Annotated in this window: 18 protein-coding genes; all 18 read left to right on the top strand. The window is 44.9% G+C overall.

What is annotated here, in order from left to right; all coding sequences use genetic code 11:
• Window positions 1–23 precede the first annotated feature (23 nt).
• The 18 genes from OB236_RS27255 (at window position 24) to OB236_RS27170 (ending at window position 15,061) form a co-directional block, all read left to right on the top strand.
• Entirely contained in the window at window positions 24–329 is a 306-nt protein-coding gene (locus tag OB236_RS27255) for a hypothetical protein (RefSeq protein ID WP_262686761.1), read from the top strand.
• Window positions 330–529: 200 nt separating this feature from the next.
• Window positions 530–1,132, top strand: coding sequence for a genetic competence negative regulator (locus OB236_RS27250; protein ID WP_076227663.1), 603 nt, complete (start codon window positions 530–532; stop codon window positions 1,130–1,132).
• A 91-nt stretch (window positions 1,133–1,223) separates the two neighbouring features.
• Window positions 1,224–2,723: a DnaB-like helicase C-terminal domain-containing protein gene (locus OB236_RS27245; protein WP_262686760.1), complete on the top strand. Its 1,500-nt coding sequence runs from the start codon at window positions 1,224–1,226 to the stop codon at window positions 2,721–2,723.
• 168 nt (window positions 2,724–2,891) lie between these two features.
• Window positions 2,892–3,584: a glutamic-type intramembrane protease PrsW gene (prsW, locus tag OB236_RS27240; protein ID WP_076227659.1), complete on the top strand. Its 693-nt coding sequence runs from the start codon at window positions 2,892–2,894 to the stop codon at window positions 3,582–3,584.
• A 47-nt stretch (window positions 3,585–3,631) separates the two neighbouring features.
• Window positions 3,632–3,793 (top strand): hypothetical protein, encoded by a 162-nt coding sequence (locus OB236_RS27235; RefSeq protein WP_179097343.1) that lies wholly within the window; start codon window positions 3,632–3,634, stop codon window positions 3,791–3,793.
• Window positions 3,794–3,900: 107 nt separating this feature from the next.
• Window positions 3,901–5,259 carry a germination protein YpeB gene (gene ypeB / locus OB236_RS27230; protein ID WP_262686759.1) on the top strand — a complete coding sequence of 453 codons (1,359 nt, stop codon included), beginning with the start codon at window positions 3,901–3,903 and terminating at the stop codon, window positions 5,257–5,259.
• Window positions 5,260–5,393: 134 nt separating this feature from the next.
• Window positions 5,394–6,047 (top strand): flagellar brake protein, encoded by a 654-nt coding sequence (locus tag OB236_RS27225; RefSeq protein ID WP_076227655.1) that lies wholly within the window; start codon window positions 5,394–5,396, stop codon window positions 6,045–6,047.
• A gap of 201 nt (window positions 6,048–6,248) precedes the next feature.
• On the top strand, window positions 6,249–6,926 hold the full coding sequence (cmk, locus tag OB236_RS27220; protein ID WP_076227653.1) for a (d)CMP kinase: 678 nt from the start codon (window positions 6,249–6,251) through the stop codon (window positions 6,924–6,926).
• 1 nt (window position 6,927) lies between these two features.
• A complete protein-coding gene (locus OB236_RS27215; protein ID WP_076227651.1) occupies window positions 6,928–7,512 on the top strand; it encodes a lysophospholipid acyltransferase family protein in 585 nt (194 codons plus the stop codon).
• Window positions 7,513–7,636: 124 nt separating this feature from the next.
• Window positions 7,637–8,917: a 30S ribosomal protein S1 gene (rpsA, locus tag OB236_RS27210; RefSeq protein WP_076227649.1), complete on the top strand. Its 1,281-nt coding sequence runs from the start codon at window positions 7,637–7,639 to the stop codon at window positions 8,915–8,917.
• 22 nt (window positions 8,918–8,939) lie between these two features.
• A complete protein-coding gene (gene fni, locus OB236_RS27205) occupies window positions 8,940–10,058 on the top strand; it encodes a type 2 isopentenyl-diphosphate Delta-isomerase (protein ID WP_262686758.1) in 1,119 nt (372 codons plus the stop codon).
• 72 nt (window positions 10,059–10,130) lie between these two features.
• On the top strand, window positions 10,131–10,781 hold the full coding sequence (locus OB236_RS27200; protein WP_262686757.1) for a hypothetical protein: 651 nt from the start codon (window positions 10,131–10,133) through the stop codon (window positions 10,779–10,781).
• Window positions 10,782–10,922: 141 nt separating this feature from the next.
• The gene (der, locus tag OB236_RS27195; RefSeq protein ID WP_262686756.1) at window positions 10,923–12,245 is read left to right on the top strand and encodes a ribosome biogenesis GTPase Der; all 1,323 of its coding nucleotides are present in this window, start codon (window positions 10,923–10,925) and stop codon (window positions 12,243–12,245) included.
• A gap of 12 nt (window positions 12,246–12,257) precedes the next feature.
• On the top strand, window positions 12,258–12,851 hold the full coding sequence (plsY, locus tag OB236_RS27190) for a glycerol-3-phosphate 1-O-acyltransferase PlsY (RefSeq protein WP_262686755.1): 594 nt from the start codon (window positions 12,258–12,260) through the stop codon (window positions 12,849–12,851).
• Window positions 12,852–12,865: 14 nt separating this feature from the next.
• Complete coding sequence (locus OB236_RS27185) at window positions 12,866–13,873, top strand: NAD(P)H-dependent glycerol-3-phosphate dehydrogenase (protein ID WP_262686754.1); 1,008 nt, start codon at window positions 12,866–12,868, stop codon at window positions 13,871–13,873.
• A gap of 266 nt (window positions 13,874–14,139) precedes the next feature.
• Window positions 14,140–14,418 carry a stage VI sporulation protein F gene (locus tag OB236_RS27180; protein ID WP_262686753.1) on the top strand — a complete coding sequence of 93 codons (279 nt, stop codon included), beginning with the start codon at window positions 14,140–14,142 and terminating at the stop codon, window positions 14,416–14,418.
• 150 nt (window positions 14,419–14,568) lie between these two features.
• Complete coding sequence (locus OB236_RS27175; protein WP_076227637.1) at window positions 14,569–14,748, top strand: DUF2768 family protein; 180 nt, start codon at window positions 14,569–14,571, stop codon at window positions 14,746–14,748.
• A gap of 19 nt (window positions 14,749–14,767) precedes the next feature.
• Window positions 14,768–15,061: a 2Fe-2S iron-sulfur cluster-binding protein gene (locus tag OB236_RS27170; protein WP_262686752.1), complete on the top strand. Its 294-nt coding sequence runs from the start codon at window positions 14,768–14,770 to the stop codon at window positions 15,059–15,061.
• Window positions 15,062–15,097: the final 36 nt, after the last annotated feature.

Here is a 15,097-nt window from a genome sequence, read left to right as displayed (position 1 = left end):
ACTAAATAGATGGAGGGATGACTATGAGAGTAGGGTCTTTTTTACTTGGCGGACTTGTAGGTGCAGCGGCAGTTGTCTATTTGAGCGGCAAGAGCAGGTCGATGTTGATGTCCTCCTTTAGCAGCAATAACCAGTCTATAGGCAATAACGTAAATAAAAATGGCAGCAACCAACAGTCTGCCAGTCATAATGCGAATAAATCCGGCAGCACGGAGAGGTCCGGGTTAGGACGCGTTGAGGAAATCATTAACAAAGAGCCTGCTTTGAAGGCAACTGTTGATGAAATTTTGCGCGATAGCAAGCATAAAGAGCAGTATCAGACGCAGTAAAACAGGCGTTAAATAAGGGATTGTAAGGCATGAACGGGGATTTTCCTGTTCGTGCCTTTCTTTTTTTATAGCCACAATAGATTTATTGTTATGTTGTGATATAATACTCATATAATTGAATACAAGCTTGAAGCTTATTCACCTTTTTAAGCTTACTTCATAAGCTGTTATTAATAGTGGCGGCAAGGGAGGAATCCTGTATGAAAATGGAGCGTTTGAGTCAGGACAAGATACGGATTTTTCTCACTTTCGACGACTTGACGGAGCGAGGTATTCAAAAGGACGACATGTGGAGAGAAATTCCCAGAGTTCATGAGTTGTTCAGTGACATGATGGATCAAGCATACGCTGAACTGGGCTTTGACCCTACAGGGCCATTAGCTGTTGAAGTGCTTGCCCTACCCGCTCAAGGGATGGTCGTCATTGTGACACGCGGCAAGATGGAATTTCATCATACTTCGGAATCGTTTGATGAAGAAGTAGAAGAAATGTATGAGCTTGAAGTGACTCTTGAACAAACGGATCAGATCTCTTATGTGTTTCACGATTTTGAAGATTTGCTGCGTATGGCAAAGGTTATTCAACCCTTGCTCACTGATGGAGGCATTTTATTTTCTTATAAAGAGAAATGGTATTTGCAGCTTGATGCTGTCGATATGGAAGAGAGTGGGTATCAATCCATTATCGCCGTCTTGTCCGAATATGGCGATGCTGCTTCGGTAACCCGATCTGTTCTTGAGGTTTATGGCAAAACGGTGATAGCGGCCGATGCCATCAATGTGCTGTGCACGCATTTCAAATAGTGTCAAAGGGTTAAACTGTACGACGCATTCTCAAAAACAGTATTGTTTTTGTGAGTGCTTTTTTTATTGCTTACAATACAGGAGGGGCATCATGTCTATCAACCAAATGGGGACGTCCAAATCAGCCTTGAATCTGGAAGAAATGGTCGTGTATTATCAAAAACAGCTTCGTGAGGATGCGTTATACTATCTTGGCAAACGAGGAATCGAGCAGGAAACGATTGAAATGTTTCGGATCGGTTTTGATCCTGGCAAAATAGGTTTTTATGTGAGTCCCCATCAATGGGGCGATTATTTTGAAAACCGGATTATTATTCCCGTGACGAATGCGCAAGAGGTAACAGTTGATTTGATTGGAAGATCCATCGACCATCGGGAGCCGAAGTACAAATCACTGACCGGTGAGGATTTTATGTTCAACGAGGAGATACTGGAGGACACAGAGGACGTCATTTTGTGTAATGGCGTATTTGATGTGTTAAGTCTCGCACAAGCGAGGCTGCCAGGGGTGAGCGTCCCTTATTGGCTCGGATTTAAAGAAACACATGTCGAGCTCTTAAAAGATAAACGTGTATTTATCTGCATAGGTAACGATGAGTTGGGACGGCGGGAAAGTGTAAGAATTCAAACGATGCTTCAGCAAGCAGCCAAGGAAACCTATATCGTCCATTTACCGGAAACGATCCGTGATGTGAATGACTTTTTTGTCAGAGCGCAAAACCCGTTGGAAACGTTCATCGAAATTCTCAATCAAACGATGGAGGATACGATGATGGTACCCGTGGCACCGGACTCGAATCATATCACGATTTATACCGAGGAATATATGAAACGCTATCGTGGACAAGTTTCCGGCACGCCGAGCGGTATTGCGAAGCTGGATGAAGCCTTGTTCGGCGGATTTGGTTGTGGGCTATATTTGTTGACAGGGGCTGCGTCCATCGGAAAAAGCATGCTGATGAAGCAAATGGCCGATCATATTGCACTTGACGGGACTCCTGTCATTTATGTGTCGTGGGATATGACTGGTTTTGAGCTGTGGGCAAGAAGCATTGCGCGTATTCTTGGCGTGGAACCACAGCTTGTGATGAGCGGTAAAATCGACCCTGATCAAATCGGCGCGGCCAATGCCCAGTATATCCCGATCAGCAAAATGTTGTGGACACTCGAATGCTCCATGGAAACGACACTGGAAAAAGTAATTGCCTCCATAGGTAAAATTGCGATGGTCGTAGGCAAAATGCCAGTCGTGTTCATCGATCATCTGCAGCGTGTGCCGATTGTAGGCGGAAAATCACTTCCGGCAACAGCAGCCGAAAGAAATACGATGATTACGTATGCATTAAAACAATGGTCCAAGGAAGCTAACGTGACTGTCATTGCCGCTATGCCTGTGGGCGATAATATTCCGATATCTATCCCTGAGGGTGTGGAAGCATCAGCTGATGTGATTATGCTGCTCAATCCACAAGGCTTGTCCGTAAACGGAGAGGAACAACATATTGCCCTCCAGCTGTTGAAAAACAGAAACGGCTCCCTTGTGCAAATTCCGCTCGTGTTCCAGCATCAAAAAGCGTTTTTTTCACAATAAAATGCTGAAAGGTGCACAAAAAGAAAGGCTAAGACTGGATGGAAGCGGAAGTGCATGCCAAATTGCAAGAAGTGATGGAAAAAAGCTTTGAAAATGTCTATAATATTCATAAAGTGAAAAATATCGATACGCGTCTGTATGCTTCGAAAACTCTCAGGAGGTGGCACCTTGAGCATTGTTTCAGTCATCTTGGCAGCAATTGCGCCAGGTGTCGCTCTGCTTGCTTATTTTTATTTAAAGGATCGATATGATACCGAGCCGATTCATCTCGTTGGCAAGATGTTTTTGTTCGGTATTTTGCTTGTATTCCCTGTGATGGTGCTGCAGCGAGCTTTTGTTCATGGCTTTGGTGATGATCCACTGGTGTTTTCCTTTTTGATTTCAGCGGGCGTTGAGGAATTCTTGAAATGGTTTTTGGTTTATTTCCTCATTTTCCGGCACGCGACCTTTGATGAGCCTTATGATGGAATTGTATATTCAGTAGCGGTTTCGCTCGGGTTTGCGACGCTTGAGAATGTGTTTTATGCCTTGCTGAATTCGGCTTCCATCTCCACGCTGCTAATGCGAGCCTTCCTGCCTGTTTCCGGTCATGCGATGTTTGGCGTCATGATGGGCTACCACTTGGGTAAAGCCAAGTTTAATCCCGAGCAGCGAACAAGGCAGCTGTTCTACTCCTGTTTTATGCCTATATTATGGCATGGAGTTTTTGATTACGTCCTGCTTACCGCGAAAACCTACTGGATCTGGATCATGCTCCCATTGATGGCCTTCCTGTGGGGACGAAGTCTGTGGAATGTTAAAAGAGCGAATGCCAGGTCACCGCTTCGTGTACTTAGGCGGGAAGAACGGGTTGAAATGTAAATTGCTTGTCCATACTTATAACACATAAGACAAGCAGGAGGGAAGGTATGATCACTAAAGATCGAATCAAGGTGTTAATTCGCTGCAACCTGTGCGGTGAGCGGTTTGTGTTGAAAGGCAAGCAAGATAAAGGGAAGATAGACACAGGCTTCAAGCAATGTCTGTGCAGCAACGAAAAAGATTTTTTCATAGAAACCCGATGTTTTTGAACATCCTCTTAAGGAGCCTTGACAGGCTTTTTTTTATGCATGAATAAGACCGCTTCCTTCAACAAAAGCTAAAACCAATATTGGGTGATGAAGGGGGATATGCAACCATGTACAGCCGTTTGAGCATTGTTATGTTTCCGATTTTGCTAGTCGTCCTGATTGGTGCCGGAATGTGGGGATACCTCGAGCATCAGGAGAAAAATGCGATTTTAATCAAGGCTGAAAATCAGTATCAGCGTGCGTTTCACGATCTGTCGTTCCATGTGGATAGTTTGCATACTGAGCTTGGCAACACATTGGCTTTAAACACAGCGTCACAGGATTCCTATAAAAAGGGCTTGATCAATGTATGGCGAATTACAAGCGAGGCGCAGAATGAGATCAATCAACTGCCTTTGACATTGCTTCCTTTTAACAAAACAGAGGAATTTTTGGCCAACATGTCCAACTTCTCATATCGGGCAGCTTTACGCGACCTTGGGAAGCAGCCACTCAACGAACAGGAAATGCAAACCTTGAACGCTCTTTACCAGCATGCCAATGAAATATCTACAGATCTCCGCGGTATGCAAAGTAAGGTTTTGGCGAATAATCTGCGTTGGATGGACGTTGAAACAGCGCTGGCTACACAAAAGGAGCCACTGGATAACGCGATTATTGACGGGTTTCAAACCGTAGATAAAAAAGTTGCAGACTACGCGGATGTCAAGTGGAGTCCATCTGTCATGAGCACGTATCAAGCCTATGATGCGAAAATGCTGACAGGCAATGATGTTTCTGCAGAGGACGTGCGGCAAAAAGCGGCAAAGTTTTTGAACATTGCTGATTCATCCGCGGTTAAGGTCGTTGAGAATGGAGCCGGAACCGAGTTCGAATCGTACAGCGTTACCGCACCCAAGGATAATATACCGGATGGTACACAAATGGATTACAGTCATAAGGGAGGCGAGCTTCTATGGTATTCGGCAGCCAGGGATGTACCAGATAAGAAGCTTGATATAAGAGGCGCTCGTGATGCGGCAGCCGAATTTCTCGATACACACGGTTACCCGAATATGACCGCTGTTTCCTATGATGAATATAACAATGTGGCCAATATAACATTTGCGAGTCGCATGAATGATGTTATCAATTTTATCGATAAGGTTGCTGTTAAGATAGCAATGGATAATGGCGATGTGACAGGGCTTCAGGCTACTGATTATGTATACAATCACAAAGAGCGGCAGTTGAATTCGCCGAAGCTTAGCGCTGAAGAGGCCCGCAAGGTACTGAATTCACAAATGCAGGTGGATCATCAATCGTTGGCCTTGATTCGCAATGACTTGCAGGAGGAAGTGCTGTGTCACGAGTTTACCGGACGCATTAACGGTGGGGTTTATCGTATTTATATTAACGCAGAGACAGGCGTTGAGGAAAAAGTTGAACATTTACGCAAGGAAGAGCAAGTTGCGAGTCAAGTATAATTTTATAATATTTAGGGAGAGTCTTCGACAAGACTCTTCTTTTTTTGCTTCCCATCTGTTATTCGCATGTTATAATAAGGGCTAGACTCCAGAATGAAATTCTGGTTTAGATCAAATAGTGGGGGGTGCACATATTGCTTCCAAAGGTGAACCAGATTTTACATATACAAATTAATTCAATCGATGAGGAAGAAGCGAAACAGGAATATAAATCCAGGATTGCTGATCAGGATGACAATTCGATTTTTATGGAAATCCCGATAAATGAGAAAACAGGACGTCTGAAGAAACTCTATATCGGTGATGAAATATCGGCTTATTTTATTTTGGATGGCGGTGTAAAAAACTATTTTACTACCTCTGTGCTGGGATTTACCGATGATGTGATTCGTCTGATACAGATTCGTAAGCCGGCTCCCGAAACGATTACGAAGATTCAGCGTCGCAGCTTTCTTCGTGTACCGGCAGAGCTCGAAATGGCAGTGAAATATTCCGATCAATTACAGTTTATTGCGGTTACCGATGATGTTGGTGGAGGCGGTATCTCATTTTTGTGTGACGGTTATATTCCTCTTGCTGCACAGCAAATGGTCAGCTGCTGGCTGCTGGCGAATTACAAAAATGGACAAATTGAGCACATTCCCTTCAAAGGTGAGATGGTTCGGATCAAAATGCTCGAATCGGGCAGACAGCAGGTTATGATGCGTTTTGCCGAAATCACCGACAGAGATCGACAGAAGATCATCAGGTACTGCTTTGAAAGGCAGCTTGAATTTCGCAAAATGTAATTATTTTTATGAAAATAGTCTATGGATGATCCGCATCCCGGATGCGATTTTACGACCGTAAACCAACAGAAAGGTTCACCTTTCTGTTAATAAGTATGAGACAGCTTTGCAATCCCACTTTCACCTATGGTATAATTTTCATTGGTTACAGGCGGGGTCTGTTGTCACATGCATGACTTTTATTTCTGGGAGGCCCTTGTTTTGGAGAAATTTAACATTGCTATAGATGGTCCGGCGGGAGCAGGAAAGAGCACAATTGCCCGACTCGTTGCCAATACATTAGGATTTATTTATGTAGATACGGGGGCTATGTACCGCGCGGTCACCTGGAGTATACTGCAAGCCGGCCTTATACCAGAGCAGGAATCTGAAGTTATTGCTATGACTCGTGAACTTGACATTCGTCTTGAACCAGGCCCGAGTGGTCAGCAGGTCATTGTTAATGGAAGAGATGTGACCTTGGATATCCGTACTGTTCAAGTGACGAGCAATGTCTCGCAAATTGCCAGAATTGCAGAAGTACGTCACATTCTGACAGATAAACAAAAGCTTCTTGCAATTGACAAAGGCGTTGTGATGGATGGCAGAGATATCGGTACTCATGTTCTTCCTGATGCAGAGCTGAAGTTTTTTCTCACAGCAAGTGTTAAAGTAAGAGCTGAGAGAAGATTCAATGAAACCAGAGATCGTCCAGAGGTAACTCTGGAACAGCTGGAGCAGGAAATTGCTGCTCGCGACCAGATGGATGCGCAACGAACACACGCTCCTTTGATTCAGGCCGCTGATGCTGTATTGCTGGACACGACCGACTTAACCATTCCTCTTGTAGTAGAGCGAATTTTGGAGTTGTGCAGAACCAAAGTCGGCGGAGGGAAGTAATATGCTTTATTCTACCTTACGTGCTCTATTTCATTTTATATTCCGTTTGATATTCCGTTTGAAAGTAATTGGAATCGAGAACATTCCTGAGGACAAACCTGTTATCCTATGTGCAAATCATACAAGCAATATGGATCCGCCATTGTTGGGGAGTCCGCTTGTCACAAGACGTGTACATTACATGGCAAAGGCTGAGCTTTTCGATTTGCCGGTACTGGGCTGGGTACTTCCAAGAATTAGTGCGTTTCCTGTAAAACGCGGTGGTGTGAGCAAGGAATCGATCCGCTTATCGCTTCAGCTTTTACAAGGCAACCAGATCCTTGGGATTTTTCCAGAAGGATCTCGCAGTAATGCGGGCGGAATAGGGAAGAAAGGTGCGGCAAGCTTGGCACTAAAATCAGGAGCGGTTGTTATTCCTTCTGCTATAGTGGGTGGCTACAAGCCTTTTCGCAGAATGACGCTTGTGTATGGCAAACCTCTCGATATCAGTGAGTTTGCTGATAGCGGAAGTTCGGGCGTGGAAGAAGCAACAAACCGTATCATGGAAGCCATTCGTGATCTGGTTAAGAAATACGAATCAAAATGATAATTAGTGGAATACTTAGAAAAACAATTAACCGCGTAATTTTTGCGTTGGTAAATTATATTAGAAAGCAGCAATTGTAACTAATTTATTTGGTTGAGGTTGCTAACATAGGAGGAATTGAACCATGTCCGAAGAAACTAAAGCAGAAATTCAAGTAGAACAAACAGAGCAGCAATCCACACAAGAGCAAGAGCTTTCCCAAGAGGAATCGATGGGTAACGTATCCATTCTCAAAAAAGGTGACACTGTTAAAGGTAAAGTCATTAAAATTGAGGATGACCAAGCATTCGTTGATGTAGGTTACAAGTATGATGGTGTTGTTCATATTAAGGAGCTTTCTTCTGTACAATTAGGAAGTGCTAGTGAAGGTGTTGAAGTGGGACAGGAAGTTGAGTTGAAGGTTCTGACTATCGATGACAACAAGGAAAAGCTTGTACTTTCCAAACGTGTAGTTGACAGCGAAAAGGCTTGGGATCAACTTCAGGCTGATCTTGACAACAAAACCATTCTGGAAGCAAAAGTTGCTGAAGTTGTAAAAGGCGGACTTGTTGTTGATGTTGGTTTGAGAGGTTTTGTACCTGCTTCTATGGTTGAACGTAATTTCGTTGAAGATTTCAGCGATTACAAAGGACGCACTTTGAAGCTGCGTGTCAAAGAAATCGATCGTGAGAAAAACAAAGTTATCCTTTCGCAAAAAGACGTTCTGGATGAAGAGTTTGAAGTGAAAAAGAAAGAAATTATCGGCCAACTATCAGTAGGTCAAGAGCTGACGGGAACTGTTCAACGTCTAACTCAATTTGGCGCGTTTGTTGATATCGGTGGTATTGATGGCTTGGTTCATATTTCCGAAATGGCATGGCATCATGTTGAAACACCTTCGGAAGTTGTAAAAGAAGGTGATCAGGTTAAGGTGCAAATTCTGAAGTTGGACCCAGCTAACGAGCGGATCAGCCTAAGTATTAAAGCAACTCAACCGGGACCATGGCAGCAAGGAACCAGCAGCTTTAACGTTGGTGATATCATCACAGGAACAGTTAAGCGCCTGGCTCAATTCGGTGCGTTTGTAGAAGTGGCTCCAGGTGTTGAAGGTTTGGTACATATTTCCCAAATCGCTCATCGTCACGTAGCTACTCCTTCTGAAGTATTGAAGGAAGGTCAAGAGGTTCAAGTGAAAATTTTGGATCTTAACCTGGATGAGAAACGTATCAGCTTGAGCATTAAGGAAACAGAAGAAGCTCCTGCTTCAGCGACTCCTGCTGCAAGAAATGATAAAGGTGGAGACAGAGGGGACAGACCTTCTAGAGCACCAAGAGAAAAAACAGTTATTGCTGAGGAATACCAAAACCAAGGATTAAACACGACTTTGGGCGAGCTTCTTGGCGAAAAATTAAGCAAATTTAAATAATAGATTGAAATGAGGAGTCACGTTGCGTATTCCGAGAAAGTTGGAGCATGTACATCATGCGCTAAAGCTTGGGCAAAGTGGAGAACAAGGTTTCTCTGACCTTAAGCTGATCCATAACTGTCTCCCGGAAACCTCATTAGGACGAATCTCATTACAAACCCAGATCGGCGAACTCAAACTGAGTTCGCCGATTATTGTTAATGCGATGACAGGTGGGGCCCAAGAGACAGAAGAAATTAATCGAGAATTAGCTATCGCAGCTCGAGAATGTGGTTTGGCTATGGCCGTTGGTTCTCAAATGTCGGCAATTAAAAATGCCGAAGTGTCCTCCAGCTATCAAATCGTAAGACAAGTGAATCCGAACGGAATCGTGTTTGGTAATCTGGGAAGTGAAGCCACTCTCGAACAAGCCGAAAGGGCTGTTGACATGCTTCAGGCTGATGCGCTTCAGATTCACTTGAACGTCATGCAAGAGCTCATTATGCCCGAAGGTGATCGTGATTTTACAGGGATGCTGGAAAGAATCTCAACCATTGTAGAGCGGTTGCACGTACCTGTTATCGTAAAGGAAGTCGGCTTTGGTATGGCGCGTGAAAGCGCTGCTGCCTTACTGGAGGCAGGTGTAAGTACAATCGATGTCGGGGGCTATGGTGGCACCAATTTTGCAGCCATTGAGAATGCACGGCGAAATGTGCAAATGGACTGGCTGAATGACTGGGGATGCAAAACCACTATAGCCTTGTTGGAGGTAATCGAGGCTGTCAAGTTAATGAGAGTACATACTGCACCTCATAAAAAACTGACCGTTATCGGCTCTGGAGGCGTACGAGGGAGTCTGGAGGCTTGCAAAGCCCTCTCATTAGGGGCCTCAGCTGTGGGGATTGCAGGGGCCTTTCTGCACATACAGCGAACCGAGGGAACGGATGCTTTGATAAATAAAATGGATGACATGCATCAGGAATTAAAGTTGTTAATGACAGCTCTGGGCGCTGGCACTATAGAAGATTTATGGAACGTCCCTCTTGTCATTAGGGGCGAGACTGCTGAGTGGTGCACAGCAAGAGGCATAGATATCAGAAGCTATGCAAGTCGAACTGGATTGATAAATATACCTGCTTATAGCCATACTAAGGTCAAGTAAAGCGTTGCTATAAAGTTTTAGGTCTATGCTTACGAGGTTAGTTTTCCAAGGAAAACTTTTAGGTGGGTGCCAATGAATCCAGGGTATTTATCATGGTTGCTAATGATCATCACGATAATTTTGTTTGTCAGCGGCTGGAAGGATTTTTTGTTGAGAGGTATAACTTCCAGAGTGATACTTCTTTTTTTTGTTTTGTGGATCATCGGGAATTGCTTGGTCATCTCGCTACCGTTCGGTACCTTGGCTGTCTGGGTTCCTGTTTTGTTAATTATGGTGATATGCATTTTGTGGAGGCTGCCGGGAGCGCTGTATCATAAGCTTCATATTATATCGGTTGGTGCTTTGATGGGGTCATTATCGTTTTTTATGCAGGAGACGGTTCAACTGATGCCTGCTTCCATATACGGAAACTTGGAGCTTGCTATGGCGCTGTCAATCGGAATTTTGGCTGTAATTACCATCAAGCACCCTTCTGCACAGATAGCGGCTATTTCGATTGGTCTGCTGCTTGGTGAGGGTTACATCATCTATATTAACAAAAGGCATGTTGGTATTGAGTTGGGTTCCTTACGCTTGCAGGATCGATGGTGGTTGACCCTTGTGGTGACAAGAAGCTTATCCATTGGTTTGATGTATGCGTTTTTGGCAGGAAAGCACGGTATTATCAGCATGACGAACGTAATTAAGGCAGGGGTCAAAAAAATAAGCAGTAAGGATGACTAGCCGTGTTTATCGGATGGTCCGATCATTTTAAATACATGGTTAGCATTTACATTGATTTCGTATAAGTCAAATGCTATGATGTAAGTTGTGGAATTTTTCGAGTTGCGAATTTTGCTTCACCCAAGAAAGGAATGAAGTTTAGTGGCGAGACCTATAGTAGCCATTGTTGGCCGACCGAATGTCGGGAAATCGACGATTTTTAACCGTATCGTTGGCGACAGGCTTGCAATTGTAGAGGATATGCCCGGAGTAACCCGGGATCGTTTGTATGGAGTTGGGGAATGGCTGGATCACAATTTCAGTGTTATCGATACCGGCGGTATTGAGATAGAAGGGGATAGCGAGCTGTTAAAATCGGTTCGTGCCCAGGCAGAGCTGGCTATCGAGGAATCCGATGTTATTATTTTTATGGTTGATGGCAAAGCAGGGATTACTGCGGCGGATTCTGAGGTAGCAGAGCTTTTATTTCGTGCCAAGAAGCCAATTGTGCTTGCCGTTAACAAAATCGATAACATCAAGCGTCAGGATGATATATACGAGTTTTACAGCTTAGGCTTCGGAACTCCATATGGGATTTCAGGCTCTCACGGTACCGGACTTGGAGATTTATTGGATGCGGTTGTCGGTAGCTTTCCGGAGAACGAGGAAGAGGAGTATGGGGAGGATGTTATTCGTGTTGCGCTTATCGGCCGACCGAATGTGGGCAAATCCTCACTTGTCAATGCGATTCTTGGCGAGGATCGGGTTATCGTCAGTGATGTTGCGGGTACTACCCGTGATGCGATTGACACCCCGTTTGAACGGGATGGACAGAAATATGTCATTATCGATACGGCAGGTATGCGTAAACGCGGTAAGGTATATGAAAACACGGAAAAATACAGTGTTATGCGTGCGATGAAAGCCATTGAGCGAGCTGATGTGGCTCTTGTGCTGATTAATGGTGAAGAAGGCATTATTGAGCAGGACAAGCATGTTGCCGGTTACGCGCATGAAGCGGGTAAAGCAGCTATTTTCGTCGTCAACAAATGGGATATGGTAGAGAAGGACGAGAAAACGATGAAGGAATTTTCACAAAAGATTCGTGATCATTTTCTGTTCATGACCTATGCGCCCATAGTGTTTCTTTCTGCCAAAACCAAGTCGCGGTTACATAAGCTGCTTCCTGTCGTCGTTCAGGTAGCTGAACAGCATGCGCTTCGTATTGCGACCCATGTTTTGAACGATGTGATATCGGATGCGGTAGCTATTAACCCGCCGCCGACAGACAAAGGTAGAAGACTAAGAATCAACTACGCGACCCAGGTTACAGTGAAACCGCCGACAATTATTGTGTTTGTCAATGATCCGGAAATGATGCATTTCTCTTACGAGCGTTACCTGGAAAATAAAATTCGTGCTGCTTTTGGATTTGTTGGAACACCGATGAGGCTGTTTTCGCGGAAAAAATCAGATGATGAATAGGGGCGGTGCGCGGTGTGGTATGTCATACCCATCCTGATCGGATATTTGCTCGGTTCGGTCAGCTTTAGTTTGTTGGCAGGAAAACTGCTCAAAGGAATTGATATCCGAAATCATGGCAGCGGTAATGCGGGAGCAACCAATACGTTACGGGTTCTTGGTGTAGGACCTGGGGTTACGGTGCTGCTTTTGGATGCTTTAAAGGGAGTTATTGCCGTCATGCTCGGAAGCTGGTTAGGTGACGGCAGCTCGTTATTATTGGTGTTGTGTGGTGTCGCTGCTATCGCAGGGCACAACTGGCCAATATTTTATGGTTTTCGAGGCGGCAAAGGGATTGCCACCACGATCGGTGTAATGATCACGCTTGCTTTTGTTCCTGTCTTAATTGCTGGTGCAGCCGCTATACTAGTTATTGCGATTACTCGATATGTTTCCTTGGGGTCCCTGCTTCTTACCGCACTCTTACCTATCCTTATCTGGTCAATGGGTTTCCCTATGGAAATATTTATCGTGAGCTTAATCCTGTTCGTATTCGCTTGGTATCGTCATCGCAGCAACATCGTAAAGCTCCTCAATGGAAAAGAGAATAAGCTGGGTGCAAAAAAATAATCGGAGGTGGGCTCATGCCTCGAAAAGTATCTGTGCTTGTAGCTGGAAGCTGGGGAACCGCGATTGCCTCCGTGCTGGCGGAAAACCAGCTGGATGTCACCTTATGGTCACGTAATGAAGAGCAGGTAATGGAAATTAATCAGGAGCATCGCAACCACCGGTTTCTGGGGGATACGGTGCTGTCTGATAAGATTCGCGCAACAACCTCGATGGAAGAAGCATTACTTCAAGCCGATGCGGTAATCGTGGTTGCACCTTCCTCTGCTCTGCGGAGTGTGGCTTCACAAATGAGGGCGTTCTTGTCAAAAGAAACGCTTCTTATTCATGCGACCAAAGGCTTCGAGGCAGACAGCCTGAAACGGATGAGCACGGTATTAGCTGATGAGCTGCCCGATTATGATGCGGCTTCCATCGTCGTGTTATCCGGTCCGAGTCATGCGGAGGAAGTAATTAAACAGTGTCCGACCACCGTCGTTGTCGCTTCGGAAAGTATGGCTGCTGCTGAGGCCGCCCAGGATCTATTGATCAATTCTTATTTTCGTGTGTACACGAATTCGGATGTCGTTGGTGTGGAAGTGAGCGGCGCCTTAAAAAATATTATTGCTTTGGGTGCCGGTTTAACTGACGGACTGGAATTTGGGGATAATGCGAAGGCGGCCTTGCTGACCCGGGGGTTAGCTGAAATATCCCGTCTCGGAACGGCAATGGGGGGGAATCCTCTTACTTTTGCTGGTTTGGCAGGTATCGGTGATCTGGTAGTTACCTGCACGAGCAAGCACAGCCGTAATTGGCGGGCCGGTTATTTGTTGGCTCAGGGTAAACCGCTCCCTGAGGTGCTGCAGGAAATGGGAATGGTTGTAGAGGGTGTCAAAACGACGCAGGCAGCTTACAGGTTATCCCGACAGTATGAAGTCACCATGCCGATTGCTGAACAGCTGTATGAGGTGTTGTTTAATGGGAAAGAGCCGATAGCGGCTGCAGACGACCTGATGGGTCGTGGACGTAAAGATGAGATAGACTGAGTCAGACAAGCCTCTGTAAACATTCTGAACCCTTTTAGTCAGCCGCCTACACGGTTGATAGCCCTCCTTCATAAAATACTTCAGTAGGACTAGGAACAGCCTACCAAGCTGCTTTGCTGTAAAAGCTCAGAGGATGCTCGCGAAGTTAGCATATCTGGAAGTAGCTCAGCGATTGTTTACGATGCTAGCTTTCCGCATGAGAAGCTTTAGCTGGCAATTGCTTACGAAGATAGCTTTCCTAAAGGAAAGCTTGTAGGAGGGATAAAATGGCTAATAAGGATGTATCCAAGGATGTACTCAACGCTGTCAAGAAAAAAACCGGTAAAAGTGTCAGCGAGAAGGACATTCATAAACTCGCTAGCGCAGTCAAGCCTTCCACCTTGCAAAGTGATGCACAATTGAAGCAGCTCATTAAGCAGGTATCCGGTCTTGTGAATGTACCCGTATCGGAGGCAACGGTTAATGAATTGATTCATGCTATCAAAAGCAGCAAGATGAGCGTAGGCAACATGGAACAAATGGTGAAAATGATTTCCAAAAAGTGATCGGTTCCGGCATGAGACATTCCTTGGGGAATGGCTTGTGCTTTTTTTCTGTCACATAGGCTTCACGGCTTGAAGTCACGTTGCTGTGTGAATTATGGTATAATAGGGCATGTTTAGGCCTATTTGATTTATATAAGGAGCAGCGAATAAATGAGTCCAATGGATAAAATGTGGGCATCGTTCGTGGCCATCGGGTTGATGGCAGGAGCGTCCTTCTTGATTTCATACGCAAGAAACCGTACAAGGGGTGTTATACGGATTATTTTGTCTATCATTGCTTTTCTGATGTTTGTACCCATTTTGCTGTATATGGTAGTGTCTATTTTGTAAATGGAGGATTAAACTCGTTATGGTTTTACTTAACGGACGTAAGATACAGAAGCATGTAGAAGGGGAAAGCGGATTGACCGTGCTGGACCTGGCTCTCAAGCATGAAGTGGATTGGGGGTTTGCCTGTACTCGAGGAACCTGTGCACGCTGCCGTTGTCTGGTAACAGAAGGACGGGAGCATCTTAAAGAAGTGACGGATGCGGAATGGGATCGTTTGGAGCCGGAGGAATTGGATGCGGGATACCGTCTTGCTTGTCAGGCAGTTATAAAAGAAGATGGACCTGTAACGATAACGCACAAACCTTATTTTTGAACAAAAGGTCCTGATCTCCAGATACAGGAATGACAA

Source organism: Paenibacillus baimaensis, assembly GCF_025567575.1.
Note: the sequence above shows the minus strand (reverse complement) of the source record. Positions and strands in the feature narration are given on the sequence as shown.